24 protein-coding genes are annotated in these 23,947 nt (G+C 71.1%); 15 read left to right on the top strand and 9 right to left on the bottom strand.

Features of this window, described 5'->3' with window-relative positions; genetic code table 11:
• Positions 1 to 3: 3 nt before the first annotated feature.
• A complete protein-coding gene (locus CK951_RS11830; RefSeq protein WP_096786338.1) occupies positions 4 to 1,863 on the bottom strand; it encodes an ABC transporter ATP-binding protein in 1,860 nt (619 codons plus the stop codon).
• 108 nt (positions 1,864 to 1,971) lie between these two features.
• On the opposite strand from CK951_RS11830, the gene CK951_RS11825 reads away from it, so the two are divergent.
• The 3 genes from CK951_RS11825 (at position 1,972) to CK951_RS11815 (ending at position 6,539) form a co-directional block, all read left to right on the top strand.
• Positions 1,972 to 3,303 (top strand): 4Fe-4S binding protein, encoded by a 1,332-nt coding sequence (locus CK951_RS11825; RefSeq protein WP_096786337.1) that lies wholly within the window; start codon positions 1,972 to 1,974, stop codon positions 3,301 to 3,303.
• A 344-nt stretch (positions 3,304 to 3,647) separates the two neighbouring features.
• Entirely contained in the window at positions 3,648 to 3,965 is a 318-nt protein-coding gene (locus CK951_RS11820; protein WP_232520617.1) for a hypothetical protein, read from the top strand.
• A 75-nt stretch (positions 3,966 to 4,040) separates the two neighbouring features.
• Positions 4,041 to 6,539: a cation:proton antiporter gene (locus tag CK951_RS11815; RefSeq protein WP_096786335.1), complete on the top strand. Its 2,499-nt coding sequence runs from the start codon at positions 4,041 to 4,043 to the stop codon at positions 6,537 to 6,539.
• 198 nt (positions 6,540 to 6,737) lie between these two features.
• Here the strand turns inward: CK951_RS11815 and metG are convergent, their stop codons facing one another.
• Together metG and CK951_RS11805 are read right to left on the bottom strand one after the other, a co-directional pair.
• Positions 6,738 to 8,456, bottom strand: a complete 1,719-nt coding sequence (gene metG, locus CK951_RS11810; protein WP_096786334.1) for a methionine--tRNA ligase — start codon at positions 8,454 to 8,456, stop codon at positions 6,738 to 6,740.
• A 76-nt stretch (positions 8,457 to 8,532) separates the two neighbouring features.
• Positions 8,533 to 9,144: a hypothetical protein gene (locus CK951_RS11805; RefSeq protein ID WP_096786333.1), complete on the bottom strand. Its 612-nt coding sequence runs from the start codon at positions 9,142 to 9,144 to the stop codon at positions 8,533 to 8,535.
• A 150-nt stretch (positions 9,145 to 9,294) separates the two neighbouring features.
• On the opposite strand from CK951_RS11805, the gene CK951_RS11800 reads away from it, so the two are divergent.
• From CK951_RS11800 to CK951_RS11790, 3 genes are all read left to right on the top strand, one after another.
• Positions 9,295 to 10,335, top strand: a complete 1,041-nt coding sequence (locus CK951_RS11800; RefSeq protein WP_096786332.1) for an aldo/keto reductase — start codon at positions 9,295 to 9,297, stop codon at positions 10,333 to 10,335.
• A 176-nt stretch (positions 10,336 to 10,511) separates the two neighbouring features.
• A complete protein-coding gene (locus tag CK951_RS11795; protein WP_096786331.1) occupies positions 10,512 to 11,030 on the top strand; it encodes a hypothetical protein in 519 nt (172 codons plus the stop codon).
• Positions 11,018 to 11,521, top strand: a complete 504-nt coding sequence (locus CK951_RS11790) for a lipocalin family protein (protein WP_096786330.1) — start codon at positions 11,018 to 11,020, stop codon at positions 11,519 to 11,521. Before CK951_RS11795 ends, CK951_RS11790 begins: the two co-directional genes overlap by 13 nt.
• Positions 11,522 to 11,592: 71 nt before the next feature.
• Here the strand turns inward: CK951_RS11790 and CK951_RS11785 are convergent, their stop codons facing one another.
• Together CK951_RS11785 and CK951_RS11780 are read right to left on the bottom strand one after the other, a co-directional pair.
• Positions 11,593 to 12,279, bottom strand: coding sequence for an NUDIX domain-containing protein (locus CK951_RS11785; protein WP_096786329.1), 687 nt, complete (start codon positions 12,277 to 12,279; stop codon positions 11,593 to 11,595).
• Complete coding sequence (locus tag CK951_RS11780; protein WP_096786328.1) at positions 12,248 to 12,649, bottom strand: DUF983 domain-containing protein; 402 nt, start codon at positions 12,647 to 12,649, stop codon at positions 12,248 to 12,250. The genes CK951_RS11785 and CK951_RS11780 overlap by 32 nt, the downstream gene beginning before the upstream one ends.
• Before the next feature lie 163 nt (positions 12,650 to 12,812).
• On the opposite strand from CK951_RS11780, the gene CK951_RS21400 reads away from it, so the two are divergent.
• From CK951_RS21400 to CK951_RS11760, 4 genes are all read left to right on the top strand, one after another.
• Positions 12,813 to 13,499: an EF-hand domain-containing protein gene (locus CK951_RS21400; RefSeq protein ID WP_198402347.1), complete on the top strand. Its 687-nt coding sequence runs from the start codon at positions 12,813 to 12,815 to the stop codon at positions 13,497 to 13,499.
• Between the two features lie 96 nt (positions 13,500 to 13,595).
• Positions 13,596 to 14,189, top strand: a complete 594-nt coding sequence (locus CK951_RS11770; RefSeq protein WP_198402346.1) for an RNA polymerase sigma factor — start codon at positions 13,596 to 13,598, stop codon at positions 14,187 to 14,189.
• 1 nt (position 14,190) lies between these two features.
• Positions 14,191 to 14,547: a dihydroorotate dehydrogenase gene (locus CK951_RS11765; RefSeq protein WP_096786326.1), complete on the top strand. Its 357-nt coding sequence runs from the start codon at positions 14,191 to 14,193 to the stop codon at positions 14,545 to 14,547.
• Positions 14,548 to 14,550: 3 nt separating this feature from the next.
• Positions 14,551 to 15,075, top strand: coding sequence for a periplasmic heavy metal sensor (locus CK951_RS11760; protein WP_096786325.1), 525 nt, complete (start codon positions 14,551 to 14,553; stop codon positions 15,073 to 15,075).
• A gap of 84 nt (positions 15,076 to 15,159) precedes the next feature.
• Here the strand turns inward: CK951_RS11760 and CK951_RS11755 are convergent, their stop codons facing one another.
• Positions 15,160 to 16,545: a diguanylate cyclase gene (locus CK951_RS11755; RefSeq protein WP_096786324.1), complete on the bottom strand. Its 1,386-nt coding sequence runs from the start codon at positions 16,543 to 16,545 to the stop codon at positions 15,160 to 15,162.
• A gap of 119 nt (positions 16,546 to 16,664) precedes the next feature.
• Between CK951_RS11755 and CK951_RS11750 the strand changes: the two genes are divergently transcribed.
• The 5 genes from CK951_RS11750 (at position 16,665) to CK951_RS11730 (ending at position 21,372) form a co-directional block, all read left to right on the top strand.
• Complete coding sequence (locus CK951_RS11750; protein ID WP_096786323.1) at positions 16,665 to 16,943, top strand: DUF3572 domain-containing protein; 279 nt, start codon at positions 16,665 to 16,667, stop codon at positions 16,941 to 16,943.
• A 56-nt stretch (positions 16,944 to 16,999) separates the two neighbouring features.
• Positions 17,000 to 17,695 (top strand): HAD family hydrolase, encoded by a 696-nt coding sequence (locus tag CK951_RS11745; RefSeq protein WP_096786322.1) that lies wholly within the window; start codon positions 17,000 to 17,002, stop codon positions 17,693 to 17,695.
• Positions 17,696 to 18,004: 309 nt separating this feature from the next.
• Complete coding sequence (locus CK951_RS11740; protein WP_096786321.1) at positions 18,005 to 19,726, top strand: DUF4153 domain-containing protein; 1,722 nt, start codon at positions 18,005 to 18,007, stop codon at positions 19,724 to 19,726.
• A gap of 63 nt (positions 19,727 to 19,789) precedes the next feature.
• Positions 19,790 to 20,377 (top strand): heme NO-binding domain-containing protein, encoded by a 588-nt coding sequence (locus CK951_RS11735; protein WP_096786320.1) that lies wholly within the window; start codon positions 19,790 to 19,792, stop codon positions 20,375 to 20,377.
• Positions 20,377 to 21,372 carry a diguanylate cyclase gene (locus tag CK951_RS11730; protein ID WP_096786319.1) on the top strand — a complete coding sequence of 332 codons (996 nt, stop codon included), beginning with the start codon at positions 20,377 to 20,379 and terminating at the stop codon, positions 21,370 to 21,372. The genes CK951_RS11735 and CK951_RS11730 overlap by 1 nt, the downstream gene beginning before the upstream one ends.
• 127 nt (positions 21,373 to 21,499) lie before the next feature.
• On the opposite strand, the gene CK951_RS11725 is transcribed toward CK951_RS11730, so the two are convergent.
• From CK951_RS11725 to CK951_RS11715, 3 genes are read right to left on the bottom strand one after another with little or no spacing between them, the layout of a single operon-like run.
• Positions 21,500 to 22,348, bottom strand: coding sequence for a CHAD domain-containing protein (locus CK951_RS11725; protein ID WP_096786318.1), 849 nt, complete (start codon positions 22,346 to 22,348; stop codon positions 21,500 to 21,502).
• A gap of 34 nt (positions 22,349 to 22,382) precedes the next feature.
• Positions 22,383 to 23,321, bottom strand: a complete 939-nt coding sequence (locus tag CK951_RS11720; RefSeq protein WP_096786317.1) for a DUF6635 family protein — start codon at positions 23,319 to 23,321, stop codon at positions 22,383 to 22,385.
• 55 nt (positions 23,322 to 23,376) lie between these two features.
• Positions 23,377 to 23,871: a carbonic anhydrase gene (locus tag CK951_RS11715; RefSeq protein ID WP_232520616.1), complete on the bottom strand. Its 495-nt coding sequence runs from the start codon at positions 23,869 to 23,871 to the stop codon at positions 23,377 to 23,379.
• Positions 23,872 to 23,947: the final 76 nt, after the last annotated feature.

The following is a 23,947-nucleotide window of genomic DNA, read 5'->3' as shown; positions in this document are numbered from 1 at the left end:
GCCTCAGCGGTAGCCGGCGGCCTGCAGTTCGAACAGCTCCGCATAGCGACCGGGCCGCGCGATCAGTTCGTCATGCGTGCCGGTTGCCTCGACCCGGCCACCCGCCAGCACGAGGATACGATCGGCCATCCGCACCGACGAGAAGCGGTGCGAGATCAGCACCGCCGTCCGCCCGGCCGAGAGATCCTTGAATCGCTGGAACACCTCGAACTCGGACCGGGCATCGAGCGCCGCCGTCGGCTCGTCGAGGATCAGCACCTCCACCTCGCGCATGTAGGCCCGGGCGATGGCCAGCTTCTGCCATTCGCCGCCGGACAGCTCCACCCCGTCGCGGAAGCGCTTTCCGAGCATCTGGGCATAGCCCTCGGGCAGCCGCTCCACGATCCGGTCGGCACCGCTGCGCGCCGCGGCCCCGGCGATGCGCAGGGCATCCTCGCGCGCCTCGATCCGGCCCACGGCGATGTTGTCGCCGGCGCTGAAGGAATAGCGCACGAAGTCCTGGAAGATCACGCCCATCGCGCCGCGCAGCGCGGCAGGGTCGAACTCGCGCAGGTCGTGGCCGTCGAGCATGATCCGCCCCTCGTCCGGATCGTAGAGGCGCGCGAGCAGCTTCACGAGCGTCGTCTTGCCCGCACCGTTCTCGCCCACGAGCGCCAGCGTCTCACCCGCCTTCAGCGTGAAGGAAAGATCGCGCACCGCCCAGCCGCCTGCGCCGGGATAGCGGAAGCCCACCCCCTCGAAGCGGAACCCCTCGCGGATCGGCCGGGGCACCGGCAGCGGCCGGGCCGGCGGAAGGATGGACGGCTCGACCCGGAAGAAGCCGAACAGGTCCTCGAGATACAGCGCCTGCGAGGCGGTCACGGAGAAGCCGGTCAGCAGCCCCTCGACCAGCCCGCGCAGCCGGAGGAACGAGCCGGCAAGGAAGGTCAGGTCGCCGATCGTGAGCCGCCCGGTTAGCGTCGCCCCGATCATCCAGAGATAGGCGAGGTAATAGCCCGCCGTTCCCAGCGCGCTGAAGATCGTGCCCCACAGGGCCCGCGCCAGCGCGATGCGGCGCCGCGCGCGGTAGAAGCTTTCCGACAGCATCCGGTAGCGCTCGATCAGGAAGGGCGCGAGGCCGAAGATCTTGATCTCCTTGGCGGTATCGACGCTCGCCGCCGTCACGCGGAGGTAGTCCAGCTCGCGCCGTTCCGGTGTGCGGCGGAAGTCGAGGCTATAGGTCTGCGCGTTGAAATGCGCCTCGCCCAGGAAGGCGGGAACAAGGGCCGCCACCAGCAGCACGATAAGCCACGGGTTGTAGACCAGAAGCCCGCTGGCCAGCGAGGCGACGGTGACGGCATCCTGCATCAGCGTCAGGATCTGCCCGGTCAGCGTCATCCGCCCGCCGGACTGGCGCCGGGCCCGTTCCAGCCGGTCCTGGAAACCCGCATCCTCGAAGGCGGCAAGGTCCAGCCCTGCGGCGTGATCCATCAGCCGGACCGAGGAGGACATCGTCAGCCGCTCGGTCAGAAGCGTGTCGATCAGCCCACCCGCTCGGCCCAGCAGGTCAGACAGGATCGCGAGCGCGAATTCCGCGCCGATGAACAGCATCAGCGGCCCGGTTTCGGGCGTGCCGATCCAGGCCCAGGCGCCGCCCCCGGGCGGGGGCAGGGCCGAGATCCGCACCACCTCGTCGATGATCAGCTTGCCGAACCACAGTGCGGTGACGGGAATCAGCGCGCGCGCCAGCCGCAGCAACAGGCTGAGGATCAGGAAGCCGGGGCTGGCCCGCCAGACCATGCGCAGGAAGGGCGGCACGTTGCGCAGCGCGGCCCAGCGGGCGCGGAAGCCTGGCGGCGGTTCGGGTGCGGGGTGTCGGCTCATCGGCGGACCTTTGTGCGCTTTGGCGGCGAAGTCAAATCCGGCGCTGCGGCCCTGTGACGCAAGGCGTCGGCCCTTCCGGCAGCGGGCCGTGCCGGCCTAGAACGCGCCATGCATGAGGCTCCTCCCCAGTTCGCGGGCGCCCGTCCCGCGCCCGCCGTTGCCGCCGCGCCGGACCGGCTCGAACGCTTCGGCCTGTGGTTGCGCGATCATCAGCGCGAGGTGCGGGCGCTGCAATGGGCTATGGTCGCGCTCTACCTGCCGCTGCTGATCCTTCCCGCGCTGCTGCCGCTGCCGGATGCCACGGCGCGAATCTGGTCGAACCTCACGCTTTTCGCGCAGTTCCTGTTCTGGGGCATCTGGTGGCCGGGGGTGCTGGTCTCGGTGCTGCTGTTCGGCCGGCTCTGGTGCGGCCTGCTCTGTCCCGAGGGCGCGCTGTCGGCCGCCGCCTCGCGGCGCGGCAAGGGGCGGGCGATCCCGCGCTGGATGAAGTGGCCCGGCTGGCCCTTCGCGCTGTTCGCCGGCGTCACGATCTATGGCCAGATGATCTCGATCTATGACGATCCGCGCGCCGCCCTGCTGATCCTTGGGCTGTCGAGCGGATCGGCCGTGCTGGTCGGCTGGCTTTATGGCCGCGAGAAGCGGGTCTGGTGCCGGTTCCTCTGCCCGGTGAACGGGGTGTTCGGGCTGCTCGCGAAGCTTGCGCCGATGCACTACCGGGTCGATGCCCGGGCCTGGGACGCCTGTCCGCCGTCCCGCGCGCGCGAGATGCGCTTCAACTGCGAGCCGATGGTGCCGGTGCGCACGATGGACAGCGCCTCGCCCTGCCACATGTGCGGCCGCTGCGCCGGCTTCCGCGATGCGGTGTGCCTCGAGCCGCGGGCGCCAGGGTCCGAGGTGCTGCGCAGCGCCGGATCGGCCGCCGACAGCCTGATGGTGATCGCCGGGCTGATCGGCCTCGGCTCGGCCGCGTTCTGGTGGGAGGCCGCGCCGTGGCTCGGCCCGCTGTCGCGCGCACTTGGTGCCGCGGTCGAGGCGCCGTGGGTGCTGTTCGGCCGGGGCATGACGCTGGGCGAGGGCGCGGCGCTTCTGCTGACCTTCGGCCTGATCGCCCTGTCGCTGTCGGCGGCGGTGGCGCTGTCGCTGGCCCTTGCCGCGCGGCTGGACGGGCGCAGCGGGATGTTCCATCGCCTCGCACTTGCGCTGCTTCCGCTGTCGGCCGCGGGGCTGATCGTCGGGCTGTCGCAGCAGACCGTGGCCCGGCTTGCGGCGAGCGGCCTGCCGCTGGATGCCCGCTGGGTCTGGACCGCGCTTCTGCTGCTCGGCGCGGGCTGGTCGCTGCGGCTTGCCGCAGCGATGGTGCGCCGGCGGCCGGCCCTCGGGGCGGTGGTTCCTGCAATCGGCGTGCCACTGGCGGTCTGGGCTGCCGTGATCTGGGCCTGAGCCTGCCCGCGGCACCTTCCCCGACCCGCGCGCGCCCGCCGGAGGGCGCGCGATCCCTGCGCGGACGTGCCACGGTCCTGAATCTCGGCGCGGGCTATATGTCTGACGCCGAAGGCTTTCAACGTGAAAGCCTGTCAGCCTGAGATAGCCATTCGGCCCTTGGCGGGTGCCAGATGCCTCGGACTTAGGCACAAGTTGTCTCTTTGGTGCGAGTGGCGCGTCATTTTGTCGCTTCCCATCGGATCGGTATCGTCGGCTAATGTCCGGGAAGGATGGCCGATTTGTTTTGTAAAAGAATGCAGTTAGGGGGCGTGACGGTGGACGGGAGCAAGATGGATGAGCGCATGACCGCGTCTCGGCGGTTTCAGAGCGTCGCACAGCTCAGGGAACTTCTTCTGGGGCTCGAGCACGACCTTGGCATAGCCGATCTCTCTCGGAATGAGCTTGATGTCCTCTATGCGGTGAAGCTTCTCGGCGAATCCGAGGATTCGATCGTCCGGTCGGACGCGATCCGCCGCCACACGCTTTGCGCCGCGATCGCCACGCCGACCTTCCACCGCGCGCTGCGTTCGCTGGTGGAAAAGGGCTTCGTCGACCACGCGCCCATGACCAAGGCCCGGGCCTACAAGCTGGGCAAGCGTGCGGGCCAGCTCGCCCATTAAGGCGCTTCCGCACGGTCAACAGGAAGTGCACGGCGACGGGTTTTCCCGCCGCCGCGAAGCGCCTATCAGGTGCGCATGACCATCATCCTGCTCGTCGCCGCGCTTGCGGTCCTGTTCATTGTCATCGCCGCCTGCGAGCCGATCGCCCACCGCCTGCGCCTTCCGTTCTCGGTGGTGCTGGCCGTGGTGGGGGCGGCGCTCGGCACAGTCGCGCTGCTGCTTCGGCGCAGCGAGGTGGCCGCGGGATTCCCGCCCGAGCTGACCGAGCTTCTGGCGCTGCCGATCCGGTCCAGCGTCTTTCTCTACATGTTCCTGCCGACGCTGCTGTTCCAGGTCTCGCTGAGCCTGAACATCCGGCGCATGATCGACGACTGGGTGCCGATCCTCGTCATGGCGGTGGTGGCGGTTCTGGTCTCGACGCTCGCCATCGGCTTTGCGCTGCAGCCCTTCAGCTCGATGTCGCTGGTGGCCTGCCTGCTGCTCGGGGCCATCGTCTCGACCACCGACCCTTCGGCCGTGGTCGGCATCTTCCGCTCCATCGCGGCGCCGCAGCGGCTGACGCGGATCGTCGAGGGCGAGAGCCTGCTGAACGACGCCGCAGCCATCGCGCTGTTCGGCTTCTTCCTGACCTTCGTCATGGCGGGCGTGCCCGACCCCACGCTGCGCGATGCGCTGGTGGACTTTCCGCTGCTGATCCTCGGCGGGGTGGCCACCGGCTACGTCATGGCCCGGATCGCCCTGTGGCTGATGACCGCGATGGCCGCGCATCCCACGGCGCAGCTGTCGCTCAGCCTCGCGCTGCCCTACCTGACCTATGTGCTGGCCGAGCAGGGGCTGCATGCCTCGGGCGTGATCGCGGTGGTCACGGCCGGCATCGCGATGAACCTTGCCGGTCCCGGCCGCCTCAGCCCCGCGACCTGGAGCCAGCTTTCCGACACCTGGGAGATGCTGGCGCATTGGGCGGGATCGCTGATCTTCATTCTCGCCGCGCTGCTGATCCCGCGGCTGATCGGGCGGGCGACGAACTGGGATCTGGTGCTGATCGGCATCGTGGTGCTGGCCGCCGTTCTGGCGCGGGCGGTGATGCTGTCGGGGCTTCTGCCGCTGCTGACCCGGCTGAACCTGTCGCCGAAGGTCGAGCGGCCGTATCGCGTGGCGATCCTCTGGGGTGGCTTGCGCGGCGCGGTGACGCTCGCGCTGGCGCTGGCGGTGACAGAGAACCCGCTGGTGCCGCCGCATGTCAAGCGCGAGGTCGGCATCCTTGCCACCGGCTTCGTGCTGTTCACGCTTCTGGCGCAGGGGACGACGTTGCGCTGGGTGATCCGGCGCCTCGGCCTCGCGCGGCTGACGCCGCTGGATCTGGCGCTGTCGAACCAGGTCATCGCCGTGGCGCTGCAGAACGTGCGCGAGGAGGTGGCCCGTACCGTGCGCGAGCGCGAGCTGGACCCGCAGATCGTGCGCGCCGAGGCCAAGCGCTTCGGCCAGCGGCTGGAGCGGGCGGTGGAACTGGCTGATGACAGTGCCGACGACATCCCCGACCGCGACCGGATCACGCTGGGCCTGCTGGCGCTGGCGGGGCGCGAGCGGGATGCGATCCTCGCCTCGTTCCGTCAGCAGCTGATCTCGCCCCGGCTGGCCGAGACCATGCTGGTCGACGCCGACCGGCTGATCGAGCGCACGCGGCTGCAGGGCCGCGACGGCTATCGCTCCGCCGGCCGCATGGCGCTGGGCTATGGCCGCCGCCACCGGCTGGCGGTGCTGGCGCACAATCGGTTGAAGATCTCGCGCTGGCTGAGCCAGCTTACTGCCGACCGGTTCGAGATGCTGCTGAGCCAGCGGCTGATCCTGGGCGACCTGCACGGGCTGATCGACGGCAAGATCCGCCGCATCCACGGCCGCCGCGTGGCCGAGATCCTGCACGAGATGCTGAAGCGGCGCGAGGAGGAGACGGCCCAGGCGCTCGAGGCGCTGCGGCTGCAGTATCCCGGCTATTCCGACGAGATGGTGCGCAGCTTCATCCGCCGCACCGCGCTGCGGCTGGAAGAGCGCGAATACGAGACCCTGCGCGACGACGGGCTGATCGGGCAGGAGCTGTTCATGACGCTGCGCCAGCGCATCGCCATCGCCCGCGGCCGCAAGGAGCGGCGGCCGCCGCTTGACCTCGCTGTGCAGAAGTCCGAACTCGTGCGCCAGTTCCCGCTGTTCGCCGAGATGGACGAGGACCAGCTTCGCGCGCTCGAGCGGCTGCTGCAGACTGTCTATGTCCGGCCGGGCGAGGTGCTGCTGCGTCGGGGCGACGTGCCGCGCAAGGTGTTCTTCATCGCCTCGGGCGCCGTCGAATCGGACGTGGCGGGGCAGAAGGTGCGTCTGGGCCGCGGCGAGATGTTCGGCCAGCTGGCGATCCTGACGCGCAAGCCGCGCCGGGCGCAGGTCACGGCGATCAGCCACGGCACGCTGCTCAGCCTCGAGGAGACGCGGTTTCTGGAACTTCTGCGCCGCAACAAGGCGCTGCAGGACGCCGCGGTGGAAAGCGCCGCCCGCCGGAACGTGACGATTGATCTGGCCTCGCTCTAGCGAGCCCCGCCCGTCCGCCCTGCCGTCCCCGCGCACGCGGCCGGTCGCACGCAGCGCCCGCTCATTGTCCGTGAGCCTTGAGGCAGGTGGGACCTGCCGTCCCCGCGCACGCGGGCCATGTTCTGTCCGGGACTGCCCGGTCCGGCTGCGGAGCCTGCGCCGGCGACGTGAGGGCAGGGAAGGCCGCCGGCGTGATGCTCAGGTGCGGACGCCGGCGAAGCGGGTCTGCCATTCGACCCGCTCCTCGTCGGTGATCTTGCGGAAGAGCACGTCGGGCGTGGTGAACGCATGGCCCGGCGGCAGCACCGTCAGCGCCTGCGCCACATCCGTGGGCCAGCTCCAGTCCTCGCACTGGAGCGAGGCCATCGTGGACGCCGCCGCATCCGGGATGAACGGCCGCGAGAGCACCGCATAGAGCCGGATCAGGTTCAGCGCGAGGCGGATCATCGCCTGTGCCCGCTCGGGGTCGGTCTTGACCACCGTCCAGGGCGCGGCGGATTGCAGGTATTCGTTGCCGGCGACCCACAGCGCGCGAAGCTCGGTGGCGGCCTTGCGGACCTCCATCGCCTCCATGCAGGCCTCGTAGGCGGCAAGGCGCTCCTGCAGTTCCGCAATCAGCTGCTGCTCGCGCTCGCCGATCTCGCCCGCTTCCGGCACCGTCTCGCCGAACTTCGAGCGGCAGAACTTGGTGACGCGGCTGACGAGGTTGCCCAGCACGTCGGCGAGGTCCTTGTTCACCGAGGCCTGGAAGTTCTCCCAGGTGAATTCGCTGTCGCTGTTCTCCGGCGCGTGGCTCAGCAGCCACCACCGCCAGTAGTCGGCGGGCAGGATCGAGAGCGCCTGGTCCATGAACACGCCGCGGCCCTGGCTGGTCGAGAACTGGCCGCCGTCATAGTTCAGGTAGTTGAAGGACTTGATGTAATCGACGAGCTTCCACGGCTCGCGCGAGCCCATGATGGTCGCGGGGAAGGAAAGCGTGTGGAAGGGCACGTTGTCCTTGCCCATGAACTGCACGTAGCGCACGTCCTCGGCGCCCTTGTCGGTGCGCCACCAGCGTTCCCAGTCGGCATCAAGCTTGCCGTTCGCGTCGGCCCATTCCGCCGTGCCCGCGATGTATTCGATCGGCGCGTCGAACCAGACGTAGAAGACCTTGCCCTCCATCCCTGGCCACGGCGCGTCGCCCTTCCTCACCGGAACGCCCCAGTGCAGGTCGCGGGTGATGCCGCGGTCCTGCAATCCGTCGCCGTCATGCAGCCATTTCTTCGCGATCGAGGTGGTCAGCACCGGCCAGTCGGTCTTGCTGTCGATCCAGGCCTCGATCTCGTCCTTCAGCGCGCGCTGCTTCAGGTAGAGGTGCTTGGTCTCGCGCACCTCCAGATCGGTCGAGCCGGAGATGGCCGAGCGCGGGTTGATCAGGTCGGTCGGGTCGAGTTGCTTGGTGCAGTTCTCGCACTGGTCGCCGCGGGCCTTCTCGTAGCCGCAGTTCGGGCAGGTGCCCTCGATGTAGCGGTCGGGAAGGAAGCGGTTGTCGGCGACCGAGAAGACCTGCTTCTCGCTGACTTCCTCGATGAAGCCGTTCTCGGCGAGCTTGCCGGCGAAATGCTGGGTGAGCTTGTGGTTCCGCTGGCTCGACGACCGGCCGAAGTGATCGAACGACAGGCGGAAGCCCGCGGCGATCTCCTTCTGGATCTCGTGCATCTCGGCGCAATAGACTTCGACCGGCTTGCCGGCCTTGGCGGCGGCAAGCTCGGCCGGCGTGCCGTGCTCGTCGGTGGCGCAGATGAACATCACCTCGTGGCCGCGGGCGCGGGCATACCGGGCGTAAAGGTCGGCCGGAAGCTGGCTGCCGACGAGGTTGCCCAGATGCTTGATCCCGTTGATGTAGGGGATCGCCGAAGTGATCAGTATCCGCGCCATGCCCAGAATGCCCCCAGAAGTCCCTTGGTCCCGACCGCGCGCTGTTTAGCGCCGGACGGGGGCGAGGGCCAGAGGATCATTGCGCGGTATGGCGGCCCTCGATCTCGACGCCCGATCTGCTCCTGCGCAGGATCCAGCCGGCGGGAGGTTCCATCCGGGCGCGCAGCCGGTCGAGCCGCCAGCGCCCTTCCGGCCAGGGCCGGCAATGCCAGCGCGTCTCGATCCCGGCGGCCCCGCCGGTTTCGGGCGTCAGGATCACCCCGAGTGGCGGCTCGGCCCCCAGCGCCGCCGCCGTCTCGGCGCCGGCCTCGGCGGCCAGGTGCAGCCGGCGAACCGGGGTGAGGGGGGGCGGCTCGGGCAGTTCGGCCACCACCAGCGGGGCGGCCCCCGAGCGCAAGGCTTCCTCCATCGACCACAGCAGGTCCTCGGGCCGCCTTGCCCGGACGAGGATCAGCCGGCCCGGCTCGGCAAAGTCGCGCATCCCGTCGGGATAAAGCCGCTCGGGCCGCCAGCCGGGATGGATCCAGACCACCGGACCCTGGCCGGCCGCCATCAGCAGCACCGCCAGCAGGCGCCGTGCCGGGCCGCAGAATTCATGCACCCGCATGCGGGACAGCGTAAGGTCGCCCACCAGCCGCTGCATCGGCCGGACGCGGGTTCCATGGCGGTCGAGAAGCTGAGTCGTCATGGCACCAGCCTGCCATGTTCACCATAGGTTCTCAATCCTCCGGGGCCTTCGCAGGGTGGGATCAGTCCCCGCCGCCACGTCACTCCCGGCCGGGCCGCTTGCCATCCCGGCGCGGTGGGATAGGCTTCTCCCCCAAAGCAGGAGTTCGCGATGAGACTGATCCCTCTCGGCCGCACCGGCCTCACCGTGTCCGAATTCTGCCTCGGCACGATGACCTGGGGCAGCCAGAACACCGAGGCCGAGGCCCATGCCCAGATCGACCTCGCCCTCGATCATGGCGTGACCTTCATCGACACCGCCGAGATGTATCCGACGAACCCCGTGGCGGCCGGAACCGTCGGCACCACCGAGACGATCATCGGCCGCTGGCTGGCCGCGCGCGGCGGACGCGAGCGCATCGTGCTGGCGAGCAAGATCACCGGCGAAGGCAGCCGCGCGGTCCGCGGCGGAGAGCCGGTCACGCCCGACAGCCTGCGCCGCGCGCTCGAGGGGTCGCTCTCGCGCCTCGGGACCGACTACCTCGATCTCTACCAGATCCACTGGCCGAACCGCGGCTCGTATCACTTCCGCAAGATGTGGGACTACGTGCCGCCGCGCGGCGGGAATGCAGTGCGCGAGGAGATGCTGGCGCTGCTCGACGCCGCGCAGGCGCTGGTGGCCGAGGGCAAGGTGCGCCACTTCGGCCTGTCGAACGAGACGGTCTGGGGCGCCTCGCAATGGCTCTCGCTCGCCGACCGGCACGGGCTGCCGCGGATGGCCTCGATCCAGAACGAATATTCGCTGCTCTGCCGGCAGTTCGATACCGACTGGGCGGAACTCTCGGCGCTCGAGGACATGCCGCTGCTGGCCTATTCTCCGCTCGCCGCGGGTCTGCTGTCGGGGAAGTATGCCGGCGACGTGACGCCCGACGGCTCGCGGCGCGAGCGCAACCCGACGTTGGGCGGACGCATCACGCCCACGGTCTTCGAGACGGTGGCGGGCTATCTGGGCATTGCCGCGCGCCACGGGCTTGATCCCTGCCAGATGGCGCTGGCCTTCTGCCGGACGCGCCCCTTCCCGGTGATCCCGATCCTCGGCGCCACCAGCCTCGACCAGCTGCGCACCAACCTGGGCGCGGCGCAGGTCACCCTTGCGCCCGAGGTGCTGGCCGAAATCGCCCTCGCACACCGCGCCTGGCCCGCGCCGTTCTGACGCCGCCTCGGCGGCGCGCGCCCGGGCTGGAACGGATGCGACGGCTGCAAGCGGCAGCACGGCGCGTTCCCGCCAAGGGCCCCTCACAGGGCGTGTCGCGGCCGCGCCAGCCCGAAATTCCTTGCGCAAAGCAGGCGCTTTGCGCCATCTGGCGGCGGATCAGCGGGGACAGGACGATGCGCCGACCGTTTCTTCTTCTACTTGTTGCGTTCCTCGCGCTTGGCGCCTGCCGGATCGGACTGGGCGGCGACGAGGCGACCGAGGCCGCGCCCTCGGCCATGGCGACCGATGCGATCGAGGTGACGCCGCTGGATGGCCCTGCAGCGGTTCCCGCGGCAGATCCGGCAGCGGCCATGGCCCCGGATGCCGGCGCGCCGCCGCTTCCGCCGTCGCCCGACCCGGCGGCGGGTGCCGAAATCCCTGCCGCAATTCCTGCCGCCGCCGAGCCGCCTCCGGTCGTCAAGTCGCCCAGCCAGATCGCCTGCGAGAAGCGCAAGGGCAGCTATGTGAAGGTCAAGTCGCTCTTCACCTGCGTGAAGACCCCGCGCGACGCGGGTAAGCGCTGCAGCCGCGACTCCGACTGTTCGGGGCATTGCCTCGCCCGCTCGCAGACCTGTGCGCCGTTCGACCCTCTGATCGGCTGCAACGACATCCTGGATGACGAGGGACGAAGGATCACGCTGTGTCTCGACTGAGCTTCCTGTCGCTTCTGCTGCTGGCCGCCTGCGCGGCCAAGGCCCCGCCGCCGCCGTCCGTCGCGTTCCGCGACACGGGAACGCCGATCTGGTCGAATGCGACGCTCGAGCCGGCGCGGCTGGCGGGCGAATGGCGCGAGGTGGCGGCCTTCGCCGCGCCCGGTGCCTGCCGCCCGGGGGGCGCGACCATCACGACCTCGGGGAACGGGCTTGCGATCAGCGGCCGGGTCTGCCTCGGCGGACGCGAGACCGCGCTCGGCGGTCCGCTGGCGGTCACCGGCCCCGGCAGGCTTCTGCCCGCAGGCGGGACCGAGCCGTGGTGGGTGCTCTGGGCGGACACCGACTACCGGACGCTTGCGATCGGCACGCCCTCCGGCCGGTTCGGCTTCATCCTGAACCGGGGCGGACCGCTGCCGCCCGATCGGCTCACCGCCGCGCGGGAGATCCTCGACTGGAACGGCTACGATCTGGCACGGCTGACCCTGTTCTGATCCGGGAAGGGGCGCGCGTCCTTCGCTCCTGACCGCGCGGGGATACCGCGCCGGGACGACGTCCTGCCGGGTCAGGTGAGGCGGCGGAAGGTGGGCACCGGTCCCGAGTTATCGAAGAACGGCACGCCTGCCGCATCGTCCGCCCCGCTCGCCAGCGCCGCCACCTCGGCCAGAACCACTTCGGTGATGAAGGGCAGGTCGAGCCGTCGCGCCTCGGCCAAGGGCAGCCAGTGCAGGTGGGAAAGCTCGTCGCAGGCGCGCGAGAAGTCCTCGGGGTCGCCCGAGATCCGCGCGGCATCGGCAAGGAAGAACCGCGCATCGAAGCGGCGCGGGCGGCCGGGCGGCGTGATCGCGCGGAAGATGAAGCGCAGGGCCGCCCCGTCGGGCAGAAGGCCGCGCGCGGCAAAGTCCCTCCAGCCCTCGGGCGCGTCCCAGTCACCCGGCACACCCAGCGGAAGGCCGGTCTCCTCCCACAATTCGCGGATCGCCGCCGCGGCGAGCGCATGGGCGCCGGGATCGGCGAGATCAAGCCGCCGGCAACACTCCGGTGCCGGCAGGCGTGCCAGCGGGACACGTGCATCCTCGCTGTCCACCGCGCCGCCCGGAAAGACGAATTTCGACGGCATGAACGCGGCCCCCGCGCCGCGCATTCCCATCAGGACCTCGGGACCCGAGGCCCCCTGCCGCAGCAGGATCACCGTGGCGGCCGGGCGGACCCGGGTCTTGTCATCCGCTGCGTGCTCGGCCGCCAAACCCATGCATCCTCTTCGCCCATTGCAGCCCCACCATCGCGCCTTTGAGGCGGGGCAGCAAGAAGAGCGAGAGGCTGACTGTGCCGATTCCGAAGACGGTGGCAAGCACGGCCGGCTCGGGTCGGAACTCGACGAAGCTCCACAGGATGATCGGCGCCATCAGATGCCCGACGATCAGGATGGTAAGATAAGCCGGGCCATCGTCCGCCCGGTGGTGGTGCAGGCTCTCGCCGCAGACGGGGCAGGCGTCGCGCACGGTCAGGTAGCCGCGCAGCATCGGCCCGGTCCCGCAGCGCGGGCAGACACGCCGCCACCCCCGCCAGAGCGCGGGGCCGAGCGGGCGCTCCTCCTCGGTCTCGATCGTTCCGTCAGCCATGCGGGCCTCCGATGCTGGCCCCGGTCAACGCCCCGCGCTGCGGTCTGTTCCGGGGGCCGCTGCTTCCGGAATCCGCGCGGCGCGGCGACGGAAGCGGCGACATGGGGCGTTTCAGGACCGGAAGCAGGCAGCAGGGGCTGCCGCGAAACCGGAGACACGCACCATGAAACGCCTCACGATGCTGAAGGCCGCCGCCCTGACCACGCTGACGCTGGCGGCGGCAACCACCGCGCTTGCCCAGCAGGGCCCGGGACAGGGCCAGCGTCCCTGCATGCAGGGCGCGGCCGACTGCCCGGCCGGAGGAATGGGGCCCGGTGCGGGCATGGGCCCGGGCGCGGGGATGGGTCCCGGCGCGGGCATGGGGCCAGGCGCGGGCATGGGGCCAGGTGCTGGCATGGGACCCGGTGCTGGCATGGGTCCGGGCGCCGGGATGGGACCGGGCATGATGGGTCCGTTCTTCGACTTCGATGCTCTGGACACCAATGGCGACGGCAAGGTGACGAAGCAGGAACTCGACGCGCGCCGTGCGGCGCGGGTGGAGAGCGCCGATGCCAACGGCGACGGCCTGCTCTCGGCCGAGGAACTGACGGCGCTTCACGTGGCGCGCATGATGCCGAGGGTCGAGGCTCACACCCGGCAGATGATCGATCGCTTCGACGCCAACGGCGACGGGCAGCTTTCGGTGACCGAATTCGCCGCGGGGCCGAACCCGCAGCGGATGTTCGACCGGCTCGACGCGAATGACGACGGCGCGGTCTCGCAGGAAGAGGCCGACCAGATGATGCAGCAGGGCCGCGGGCGCGGGCATGGCCGGGGTCACGGTCACCACGGCTGGTTCTGGGACCGCTGACGCGGCAGCGATCCTTCCGGGGCCGGGATCGCGCCTGCCGCGGTCCCGGTTGCGGAAATTGCAGCCGTGGCGCATCCGCGCTAATCCGGGGACAGGATGGAAATGCCGTTCGACGCCCTTTCAGACGTCTCGGAGGAGGCGCTTCTCGTGCTCTACGCCAACGGCGATCCGTTGGCGGCGCGTGCGCTGACGCTGCGCCTGTCGCCGCGGGTGCTGGCGGTGGCCTCGCGGATGCTTTCGGACCGCGCCGAGGCCGAGGACGTCACGCAGGAGGCGATGCTGCGCCTGTGGCGCGTCGCGCCGGAATGGCGGCAGGGCGAGGCGAAGGTCTCGACCTGGCTCTACCGGGTGGTCTGCAACCTCTGCACCGATCGGCTTCGCGGCCGGCGCCGGCAGGCCTCGACCGCGCTCGACGACGCGCCCGAGGTGGCCGACGCCGCCCCCGGCGTCGAGGCGGCGCTGATCGAGGGCGACCGGATGCGGGCGCTCGATGCGGCGCTGGCCGCTCTGCCCGAGCGGCAGCGGCAGGCGGTGGTGCTGCGGCATCTCGAGGGACTGTCGAACCCCGAGATCGCCGAGGTGATGCAGATCGGCGTCGAAGCGGTGGAGAGCCTGACCGCGCGGGGAAAACGGGCCTTGGCGGCGCTGCTCTCGGGGCAGCGCGCCGAGCTGGGATATGGGGAAGTCTGAGATGCGCGACACCGATCTGGACGATCTGTTTGCCGAGGCGAGGCGGGAGGCGCCCGTGCCGTCGGAGGATCTGATGGCGCGGATCCGTGCCGATGCCGCGGCCGCGCAGCCCGATCCGCACAGGCCGCGCCCCGCGCCGCGGCGGCGCGCGAAGCGAACGCTGGCGCTGTTCGGCGGTGGGGGGCTGTTCGCGGGCCTGGCCACGGCCACCATCGCGGGCGTCTGGATCGGCGTGGCGCAGCCCGCCCCGGTCGCCGAGGCGCTGTGGCGCGGTGCTGCGGCCGAGCCGCTTGACAGCGTGGAACTGGTGCCGGGCTACGAGCTCTTCGCGAGCCTCGATGCGCCGGTGGGAGGCTGACCGATGACCGACACTCCGACCCCCGCTTCCGCCCCGCGCGCGCCGCTCTGGATGAAGATCGCGCTGGCGGTCTCGGTGGCGCTGAACCTGGCCGTGGTGGGCATGGCGGGCGGCGCCGCCTGGCGCTTCCACTCGGACGGCAGCCCGCGCGGGCCGGTGCGCGATCTGGGCTTCGGCCCGTTCTCCGAGGCGCTGGCACCGGCCGACCGCGCGGCCATGCGCCAGAAGTTCTTCGACAGCCGCGGCGACTTCCGCGAGGCGCGGCGCGAGATGCGCGCCGACTTCGCCGCGATGCTGGCCGCGCTGCGGGCCGAGCCGTTCGATGCCGCGGCGCTGCAGGCCGTGCTTGACCGGCAGCGCGTGCGGGGGGCGGAGATGGCCGAGGTCGGCTCGCGCCTGCTGGGCGAGCGCATCGCGGGGATGACGCCCGAGGAGCGCCGCGCCTTCGCCGACCGGCTGGAAAACAACCTGACCCGCCGCGGCCATCACGGCGACCGTCGCGACCGCCACGGCGGGCCGCACGAATAGGTTTTTCATGGTGGAACCCTGAGGTGCCCCGGGTCGGGCGCCCGGGGACGGGCAGCCGCAGCGTCGGATGCCCCTGCGGCACGCTCAGGCCGCGGCGGTCCGGCCGATGGTCACCTGGTTCCGCCCGCCCGACTTCGCCACCAGCAGGGCGCTGTCGGCGCGGTTGATCACGTCGGCCACCGGCTCCAGCCGCCGCGAGTCACCGTCGCTCGAGAAGGCAAGGCCGATCGACACCGTCACCTGCAGCGACCCCCCGCCGGGCAGTTGGACGGGCAGTTCCTCCACCGCTTCCCGGATGCGTTCCGCCACGGCCCGCGCCTCGTCCTGCCAGCGGATGTCGGGAAGGGCCACCAGGAACTCCTCGCCGCCGATCCGGGCCAGCAGGTCGCCGGGCCGCAGGTTGGCATGAAGCCGCCGCGCCACCTCGACCAGCACCGCATCGCCCGCGCCGTGGCCCCAGCGGTCGTTGACCGCCTTGAACCGGTCGAGGTCGATCACCATCACCGCGAAGCGCTCGCCCAGCGTCTGCGCGCGCTCGGCCACCGCGGCCAGATGGGCGCCGGCGTAGCGGCGATTGTAGAGGCCGGTCAGCGGATCGACCACGGCAAGGCGCAGCCCGTTCTGCAGCGTCGCCCGCTGCCGGTCGGCCCGGCGCTTGCGACGCAGCACGTTGCGCAAGCGGATGCGCGCCTCGCGCGGGTCGAAGCCTGCGGGGAGCAGGTCGTTCGCGCCGAGGTCGTAAGCCATCGCCGCGCCCTCGCCCTGCACCTCGCTGCGCACGATGCAGACGGCGGCGTGGCGGGTTCCGGCGCGGCTGCGCAACTCCGACATCAGGCGCAGCCCGCCGCCCGGACCCTCGAGATCGGCGTCGATGATGAAGAGGTCGGGCGGCGCGCCCGTGTCGGCCAGCGCCTCCTCGCGGCTTTGCACCAGAAGGCGGTCCGGCATCAGCGCCTGCAGGTCCTTGCGCCAGCGGATCGCGACCTCGGGTCGGGCGGCGACCAGCGCGATGCAGGCGGGGCCCTCGAATTCCTCGGGTTCCTCGGCCAGTCCCAGCGCCCGCAGCGCCGCGCCGCGGATCGCGACCTCGCCCGTCGCATCGCGCAGGCGCAGCAGGCTGCGCAGGCGCGCCATCAGCACCAGGTCATCCACGGGTTTGGCCAGGTAATCATCGGCCCCCGCGGACAGCGCCTCCAGCCGGACCGCGGCATCGCGCGAGGCCGAGATCATCACGACCGGGATCTCGCGGGTGAGCGGATCGGCGCGCAGGCGCCGAAGCACCTCGATCCCCGACATGTCCGGCAGCATGAGGTCGAGCAGGATCAGGTCCGGCGCCTCGGCCCGGGCCACCGCAAGGCAGGTCGCGGCATCCGCCGCCAGAAGCGGCCGGTAGCAGGCCGCGCCCAGCTTGACCTTGAGGACGATGCGGTTCGTCGCAACATTGTCCGCTATGAGAACCGTGCCGCCCATGCCCTGACTGTCTTCCTGTCTCGCCCGTTCCCCACTCTGCTGCGGAACTGGTTAAAACTTCCTTTCGCAAATGACGCGGATGCGATCTAACCGGAGGGCCGCACCGACAGGGGGAAGGGATGGAACGACAGTCGGCCGAGACGCTGGCGCTGCAGGCGCTGGGCTGGATCGCCTCGCAGGAGGGGTTGTTCGACGCCTTCCTGCACGTCACCGGCGCCACGGTCGAGGATGTGCGCCGCAACGCCGACCGGCCGGCGTTCCTTGTCGGGGTGCTGGACTTCCTGATGGCCGAGGACGCCCGCGTCATGAGCTTCTGCGACGACAACGGGCTTGATTACCGGGCACCCATGCAGGCGCGCATGGCGATGCCGGGCGGAGAGCCCGTGCACTGGACATGATCCCGTTGCAAACCGCCGCCACGATGGCCACTCTTGGCGCCCAGGGAGGACGCACCATGATCCACGGCATCATCTTCGACAAGGACGGAACGCTGTTCGACTTCCGCCGGAGCTGGGGCGAGTGGTCGGCGCATCTGCTGCGCGAGATCGCCTCGGACGAGGCGCAGGCGCGGCAGCTGGGCGAGGCGATCGGCTACGACATCGGCACGGGCAGCTTCGCGCCCTCGAGCCCGGTGATCGCAAGCACGGCGGACGAGATTGCCGACCGGCTGCTGCCGCTGCTGCCGGGCCGGGACAAGCGCGACCTGGTGGCGCAGATGAACCGGCTGGCGGCCGATGCCGAGATGGCCGAGGCGGTGCCGCTCGCGCCGCTGCTTGGCGGGCTGAGGGCGCGGGGGCTGAAGATCGGGCTGGCGACCAACGATTCCGAGGTTCCGGCGCGGGCGCATCTGGGCCGGCACGGGCTGACGGAGCTGTTCGACTTCATCGCCGGTGCGGATTCGGGCCATGGCGGCAAGCCGGAGCCGGGAATGCTGCTCGCCTTTGCCGACCGGGTCGGACTGGAGCCCGCCAATGTGGTGATGGTGGGCGACTCGGCGCACGACCTCATCGCGGGCCGGGCGGCGGGGATGCGGACGGTCGCGGTCCTGACCGGCATCGCGCTCGCCGAGGAGCTTGCCGGCTTTGCCGACGTGATCCTTCCCGACATCGGCGGGCTTGCCGACTGGATCGACGGGATGGCTGCCGCCTGACCCCGACCTGCAGGCCGGGGGGAGGGTGCCGGCCGAGGGGGCATCGAACCCCCTCGGCCGGCGCTGCCGCGGAAGACGGGACCGGAGCGCGGGACCGGAATCGTCCGGCGACATGTCGCGGAATGCTTGAGGTCGGGCCGATGGCCGGCACTTCCAATGCGCCGGTCATGGGCCGGATCGTGCCGGATCATGGCTCGAGATCCGGCGTCGGCATGCGGCGTCTGGCAGGCCGCGGCCATTCGCGCTAGCGTCGCGCCCGCGCGGCAGGGCGGCGACGCGGCCGAGGCGGCAGCAGGGACGGGCAGGGCGATGGAACGGAACATGCGGCAGCGGCTGGCGATGGCCGGGATCGGCGGACTGGCCGGGTTCAGCCTCCATCTGCTTCTCGAGGTGGCAAGCCACGATCTTCTGCCCGAGCGCGCGGCCCTCGCCGCCACCGGCTTCGCGGCGGTGTTCTTCGGCGGCTGGCTCGGGCTGATCGGTCCGCTGCCGATCCTGCGAGCGGCGCTGGGTGCGGCGGGCGTGGCGTTGTTCGCCACGCTGTTCCTGCTCCTCGCCAGCCTCCGCTTCGACCGGATCGAGAGCATGTTCGACGTCGCGGGCAGCCTGATCTCGATGCTGATCCTCGCGACGGTGCCGCTGCCCTTCCTCGTGGCGCGGGCGCAGGGCAACTGGCGCGACTACCCGGTGCTGTTCACCGCGGCCTGGAGCCTCGTCGTGCGCATGGCGGCGGCCTGGCTCTTCACCGGGCTGGCCTGGGGGTTGATCCTGCTGTCCGATGCCCTGCTGTCGCTGGTGGGAGTGCCCATGCTCGGGCGGATCATCGAGAGCGATGTCGGACCCTGGCTGATTACCGGCCTTGCGCTGGGCATCGCGCTGGCGGTGGTGATGGAATATTCGGAGCTCGTCTCGCCCTATCTGGTGCTGAAGCTGCTTCGGCTTCTGTTGCCGCCGATCCTGCTGGTGATGACGCTGTTCATCGTGGCGCTGCCGCTCGGCGGCTTCGCCGTGATGTTCGGCGGCGTGTCGGTCGCGCAGACGCTGATCGTGATGGCGGCCATCGCGGCGATGCTCGTGACCACGGCGATCGACCAGACCGATGCCGAGGCGGTGCAGGGCGCACCGATGCGCCGCGCCACCCAGGCCCTTGCGCTGATCCTTCCCGCGCCGGGGGCGCTTGCGGCCTGGGCGCTGTGGGAGCGCGTGGCCCAGTATGGCTGGACGCCCGACCGGCTGGTGGGCGTCATCGCGGCGGCCCTCGCGCTCGGCTACGGGGTGATCTATGCGGGCTCGGTTCTGGCGGGGCGGGGCTGGATGGCGCGCATCCGGCAGGGCAACATGGCGATGGCGCTGGTGTTGCTGGCCCTGGCGATGCTCTGGCTGTCGCCGGTGCTCGATGCCACGCGGATCTCGGCCCGCGACCAGGTGGCACGCTATGTCGCGGGACGGACGGCGCCCGCGGATCTGGACCTCTATTCCATCGGCCGCTGGGGCCGCGAGGGCGAGGCGGCGCTGGCCGAGTTCACCCGCCTCTCGCACGAGCCCGGGCATGAGGCGCTGGCGGCGCGGCTGACGCGGCCGGGGCTTCAGGCGCCCGAACATTCCACCCGGGATGCCGCGGTCGAGATTGCCGGGCTGATGCAGGTGCGCCCGGCAGGGCAGGAGGCGGTGCGCGAGGCCATCGTCGCGCGGCTGTCGCCGGCCGAGCGCCGCCTGTGGAAGACGGGGTGCCGGACCCGGCTGCCGGACGGTCGCCCGGGCTGCGTCATGGTGGTGGGTGACTTCCTGCCCGAGCGGGCGGGCGACGAGGCGCTGGTGCTGACGCTGCGGCGGCGCGGCGGGCTTGACCTTGCGGGCTATGCGCTGGGCGAGGGGCGGCTGGATACGCTCGCCGTGCGCAGTCTGGGAATGGGCGACTGGGACGACCCGGCGGCCGTCGTGGCCGAGATCCTGGACGGGCCGCCGGATCTGGGGCCGGCGCCGGTCAACCGTCTGAGGATGGGCGGCGACTCGGTCGTCCTGATGCCCTGACGCCTTCGGCATTTGTTAACGGCCGTTCGCTAGGCTCCTGCGGGAATCGGAGGGGTCCGGGGCATGCATGGCTTGGTGAACAGGGCGATCGAGTGCTTTCTGCGCGACACCTACAGCCCCGCCCTCTGGGCGGAGGTCGCGCGTGACGCGCGACTGGGCTTCGGCAGTTTCGAGCCGATGCTGATCTATGACATCGCCCAGACCGAGGCGGTGATCTCGGCGGCGGCGCGGCGGCTGGCCCGGCCGCGCGAGGCCCTGCTCGAGGACGTCGGGACCTATCTCGTCTCGCACCGCACCACCGAGCCGCTGCGGCGCCTGCTGCGCTTCGGCGGCGTGACCTTCACCGACTTCCTGCATTCGCTGGACGACCTGCCTGACCGGGCACGCCTTGCGGTGCCTGAGCTCGAGTTGCCCTGCCTGCGCCTGATCGGCCTCGGCCCGCACCGGTTCCGGCTGTTCTGTGCCTCTCCCATCGCGGGGATGGGGCATGTCGTCGTGGGGCTGCTGCGGGCGATGGCCGACGACTACGGCGTTCTGGTCCTGCTCGAACATCGCGGCCAGACCGCGCAGGGTGAGGTCGTCTCGATCGCGCTTCTGGATGCGGCCTTCGCCGCGGGCCGGCCCTTCGACCTCGCGGAGCGGCTGACCTGATGGGCAATGTCGCCAAGCCGGTCAGCATCGGGGCAGGGGGGCTCGACCTCCTGATGCCGATGCATCTGCGGCTGGACGCGCAGGGTGCCGTCGCAGGCTGCGGGCCGACGCTGCGCAAGCTGTTTCCCGACTCGCCGCTGCGTCGTGGCTTCTTCGACCTGTTCGAGGTGCGCCGCCCGGCCGGGGTCGCTACGCTGGCCGCACTGGCCGCGCGCACCGGCACCCGGCTGCATCTGGCCACGCGCGACGGCGTGAATGTCAGCCTCCGCGGCATCGCCACCCCGATGCACGAGGGGCGCGGACTGCTGCTGAACCTGTCCTTCGGGATCTCGGTGCTGGACGCGGTGCGGCGCCATGGGCTGACCGATGGCGATTTCGCCGCCACCGACCTGACGGTGGAGCTCCTCTACCTCGTCGAGGCGAAGACCGCGGTCACCGAGGAACTGCACCGCCTGAACCGGCGGCTGGAGGAGGCGCGCCGCGCCGCCGAGGAGGAGGCCCTGACCGACACGCTGACCGGGCTGCGCAACCGCCGCGCGCTGGATCAGGCGCTGGATGCGGCCATATCCGCCCGGCAGCCTTTCGGGCTGATGCATCTGGATCTCGACTTCTTCAAGCAGGTCAACGACACCTTGGGGCACCCGGCCGGCGATCACGTGCTGCGCACGGTGGCCCACATCCTGACGCAGGAGACGCGGTCGGGCGATACCGTGGCCCGCATCGGCGGCGACGAGTTCATGATGATCTTCCCGGGGGTCGCTGATGCGGCGCGGCTGCAGAAGGTCGCGCAGCGCATGATCGCCGGCGTGGCGAAGCCGATCCCCTTCGAGGGGCGGCCATGCCGGGTCTCGGCCAGCATCGGCATGACGCTCTCGGAACTCTACGACAGGCCCGAGCGCGAGCGGATGCTGGCGGATTCGGATGCCGCACTCTATTCCGCCAAGCGCGCCGGGCGCGGCGTGGCCGTCATGCGCCAGCCGCGCGGCCAGTCCTGACCCGCGACGGGCGCGACCCAGCCGCGGCCCTCTGGCAGGGCAACCTGACGGCGCCGGCCGCCCCCTCTGGCTGGACAACCTGACCGCCCGCCGTCCGGCCCCGACCGGCTGCCCGCCCGCCCGAGCTTCAGGCGCTGGCCGGGCGACCCTCGCCCTCGTGCCACCAGACCGGCCCGAGCGCGAGGCCCTGCCACAGGGCCGAGGCGTTCCGCAGGGCCTCATCGGCCTCCGCCGCACGGCCGCCCTCGTCCGCGCCCTCGCGGCGGAGCAGGGCGAGGTCGTTCAGGTGGCCCAGTTCGTCCTGTAGGTCCTTCATCCGCGACAGGAAGCGTTCCTGCTCCGCCCCCGGCCAGAGCGGGCCGAAGAACTCGACCGTGTAGCGCAGGGTCTTCAGATCCTTGCGCATCTCGTGCCGCTCGGTGTCGGACATCCGGCCAAGGTCGCTGCCGTGCGAGAGGCAGGTGGCCCAGCAATCGCCAATCGCCCGCCCGCCGACCAGCGCCGCCGGACCCTCGGCCAGCGCCCGGGCGCGACGTCCGCCGCGGCGCCACCCCTTGCCGCCCAACGCCTTGACCAGCCTGGCAGAGAAGCGGGCTGCCTTGCCGTGGCGCAGCCGCGCGCGCACCCGGGTGCGGATGCGCTCCGCCTTCCGCGCGGCGGCGGCGGCCCGGGGACCCTTCGACTGGTGACCGGCAAGGACATCGGCGTCGCGCAGGTCGCCGAGGATCCGGAACAGGTGCCGCGCCCGCCGCCCGACCTTCCGGCTGAAGTCCGGGTCGAGCAGCGCCTCGAAGGCAACGAGGGCCGAGCGCAGGCGCCTGAGGGCCACTCGCGCCTTGTGGGGCCCCTCGGGATCGTCCGAGCCCATCAGCCGCTCGAGATTGCGGTCATAGGCGTCCAGGCATTCCGACAGGATGCGCCGGAAGGCCGCCTCCGCCGTCTCGTCGGCCGCCTCCGGTGTCAGATCGCGGGCCATGCCGGCTCCTCCCTGCTGCACCCATCGCGTAACCTCAACCCCTGAACATCCGCAGCGTCGCCACGCCCGCATCGGCAAGGTCGAGCATGCGGGCAAGGTAGTGCTCGCGCGCCACGAAGCCACGCCGGCCCGTCCCGGTGAATTCATCCTCCAGCGCGTCGATCAGCCGGTGCAGCCGCCGCTCGTGGATGCCCAGCCGGGTCTGGATCGGATCGGCCAGAACCCCCGCAAAGGCCGCGAAGACCGAGCCGGCGAGCATCAGGCCGAGGATCACCGCCCCCGAGAGGAGCGGCGAGGCCGCTGCCGGGAACAGCCCCAGCCAGACCGAGCCCAGCGCCCCGCCAAGCGGAAAGGCAGCCAGCGCCGCCTGATGGGCGACGATCGCCGACAGCGCCGGGGCGAGCGAGAGCACGCCGGGCGTGAGCGCGTTGAAGGCCAGCGCCCCCGCACCGAGGGTGCCCACAGCGGTGGTCATCTCCGCCACGGCCGAGCGCGTGCCGGAATAGTCGCCCAGCCTCGCCGCCACCCGGCCCTCGACGCCGGCCTCGACGCGCCGGCGGATCAGCCCGCGCAGCGCCGGTTCGGCCAGCATCGCCTCGGCCAGCGCGTCGCGGTCGGACCGGCCGCGCCCGTCCGACCATGGCAGCTCGAGAAGATCGACGACGATCAGCCGCTCGGTCTCCCGGGCGACCGAGGTGGGCAGCAGGATGCGGCGGGAGCGCAGCCAGTGCGCCACGCCGGGCGCCCGTGCCGCATCGGCCAGCACGGCGCCGAGCCGTATCGCCACGAAGACCGGCGAAAGCGCCACATTCAGCGGCGCCTTCACGATATCCCACCCCAGCGCGTGCCGGTGAAGCCTCAGCGTGCCGCCGAGGCCGAAGTTGCGCCGGGCGAAGTCCTGAACCTTGGCCCGGCGCCGGGCGAAGTAGCCTCGCCCAGCCGAGATCAGCGCCGCATCGGTTTCGCCGTCCATCTGGATCTCCCGTCAGAGAGCCAGAGATGGGAAGCCTCCGTGAGGGCCGCAAGCGTCAGGAGAGCGGCACTTCCTCGGTCGAGCCGTCCAGCGCCATGAGCCAGCCGCGGACCGCAAGCGTGGGGTGCTTCTCCCTCACCGCGGCCGCGAAGGCGCGCATGGTTTCGCTGTGCACCTGCATTTCCTTTTCCGGCGTGTCCCCCGCCTCGGCGCCAAGGGCAAGCTTGTAGGCGCCGCAGTCGCGGTGGTCGAGGACGATGACCTCCTCGACCTGGTGCAGCTGGATGGCCACGTCGAGATGGGCCCAGAAGGTGCCGTGCCACGCCGCGAACCGGTCGCTGATCGCGCCGAGCGAGGCGCCGGCCAGCACCACGTGGTCATAGGCGTCGTGGAGGTCGTGCGCGTCCATGAAGCGCACGAAGTCGTCGACCAGCCGGTAGTCCATGCAGGACAGCATCAGCGCCTTGGCCTTGCCGCTGGCCCGCGCCGCGCCGGGCGCCGCCGACGCCGCGGCGAGGCCCGCGCCGACCCCGACGGCTGCCAGCTTCATGAACTGGCGCCGACCGACCGCGCCTTGTTCTTCACCGGATGAACAATTCCTGCACATGATGTCTCTCCCTGCGCCG

The organism is Rhodobacter sp. CZR27, assembly GCF_002407205.1.
Classification (GTDB): Bacteria; Pseudomonadota; Alphaproteobacteria; order Rhodobacterales; family Rhodobacteraceae; genus Cereibacter_A.
Note: the sequence above shows the minus strand (reverse complement) of the source record. Positions and strands in the feature narration are given on the sequence as shown.

Excerpts from the sequence above, each read along its gene's own strand:
- CK951_RS11715 (WP_232520616.1), bottom strand. The coding sequence starts at position 23,871 with ATGAAGCTGGCAGCCGTCGGGGTCGGCGCGGGCCTCGCCGCGGCGTCG.
- CK951_RS11720 (WP_096786317.1), bottom strand. The coding sequence starts at position 23,321 with ATGGACGGCGAAACCGATGCGGCGCTGATCTCGGCTGGGCGAGGCTAC.
- CK951_RS11735 (WP_096786320.1), top strand. The coding sequence starts at position 19,790 with ATGCATGGCTTGGTGAACAGGGCGATCGAGTGCTTTCTGCGCGACACC.
- CK951_RS21400 (WP_198402347.1), top strand. The coding sequence starts at position 12,813 with ATGAAACGCCTCACGATGCTGAAGGCCGCCGCCCTGACCACGCTGACG.
- CK951_RS11745 (WP_096786322.1), top strand. The coding sequence starts at position 17,000 with ATGATCCACGGCATCATCTTCGACAAGGACGGAACGCTGTTCGACTTC.
- CK951_RS11785 (WP_096786329.1), bottom strand. The coding sequence starts at position 12,279 with ATGGGTTTGGCGGCCGAGCACGCAGCGGATGACAAGACCCGGGTCCGC.
- CK951_RS11825 (WP_096786337.1), top strand. The coding sequence starts at position 1,972 with ATGCATGAGGCTCCTCCCCAGTTCGCGGGCGCCCGTCCCGCGCCCGCC.
- CK951_RS11725 (WP_096786318.1), bottom strand. The coding sequence starts at position 22,348 with ATGGCCCGCGATCTGACACCGGAGGCGGCCGACGAGACGGCGGAGGCG.
- CK951_RS11765 (WP_096786326.1), top strand. The coding sequence starts at position 14,191 with ATGCGCGACACCGATCTGGACGATCTGTTTGCCGAGGCGAGGCGGGAG.
- CK951_RS11780 (WP_096786328.1), bottom strand. The coding sequence starts at position 12,649 with ATGGCTGACGGAACGATCGAGACCGAGGAGGAGCGCCCGCTCGGCCCC.
- CK951_RS11795 (WP_096786331.1), top strand. The coding sequence starts at position 10,512 with ATGCGCCGACCGTTTCTTCTTCTACTTGTTGCGTTCCTCGCGCTTGGC.
- CK951_RS11805 (WP_096786333.1), bottom strand. The coding sequence starts at position 9,144 with ATGACGACTCAGCTTCTCGACCGCCATGGAACCCGCGTCCGGCCGATG.
- CK951_RS11760 (WP_096786325.1), top strand. The coding sequence starts at position 14,551 with ATGACCGACACTCCGACCCCCGCTTCCGCCCCGCGCGCGCCGCTCTGG.
- CK951_RS11740 (WP_096786321.1), top strand. The coding sequence starts at position 18,005 with ATGGAACGGAACATGCGGCAGCGGCTGGCGATGGCCGGGATCGGCGGA.
- CK951_RS11800 (WP_096786332.1), top strand. The coding sequence starts at position 9,295 with ATGAGACTGATCCCTCTCGGCCGCACCGGCCTCACCGTGTCCGAATTC.
- metG (WP_096786334.1), bottom strand. The coding sequence starts at position 8,456 with ATGGCGCGGATACTGATCACTTCGGCGATCCCCTACATCAACGGGATC.
- CK951_RS11750 (WP_096786323.1), top strand. The coding sequence starts at position 16,665 with ATGGAACGACAGTCGGCCGAGACGCTGGCGCTGCAGGCGCTGGGCTGG.
- CK951_RS11730 (WP_096786319.1), top strand. The coding sequence starts at position 20,377 with ATGGGCAATGTCGCCAAGCCGGTCAGCATCGGGGCAGGGGGGCTCGAC.
- CK951_RS11820 (WP_232520617.1), top strand. The coding sequence starts at position 3,648 with ATGACCGCGTCTCGGCGGTTTCAGAGCGTCGCACAGCTCAGGGAACTT.
- CK951_RS11770 (WP_198402346.1), top strand. The coding sequence starts at position 13,596 with ATGGAAATGCCGTTCGACGCCCTTTCAGACGTCTCGGAGGAGGCGCTT.
- CK951_RS11815 (WP_096786335.1), top strand. The coding sequence starts at position 4,041 with ATGACCATCATCCTGCTCGTCGCCGCGCTTGCGGTCCTGTTCATTGTC.
- CK951_RS11755 (WP_096786324.1), bottom strand. The coding sequence starts at position 16,545 with ATGGGCGGCACGGTTCTCATAGCGGACAATGTTGCGACGAACCGCATC.
- CK951_RS11830 (WP_096786338.1), bottom strand. The coding sequence starts at position 1,863 with ATGAGCCGACACCCCGCACCCGAACCGCCGCCAGGCTTCCGCGCCCGC.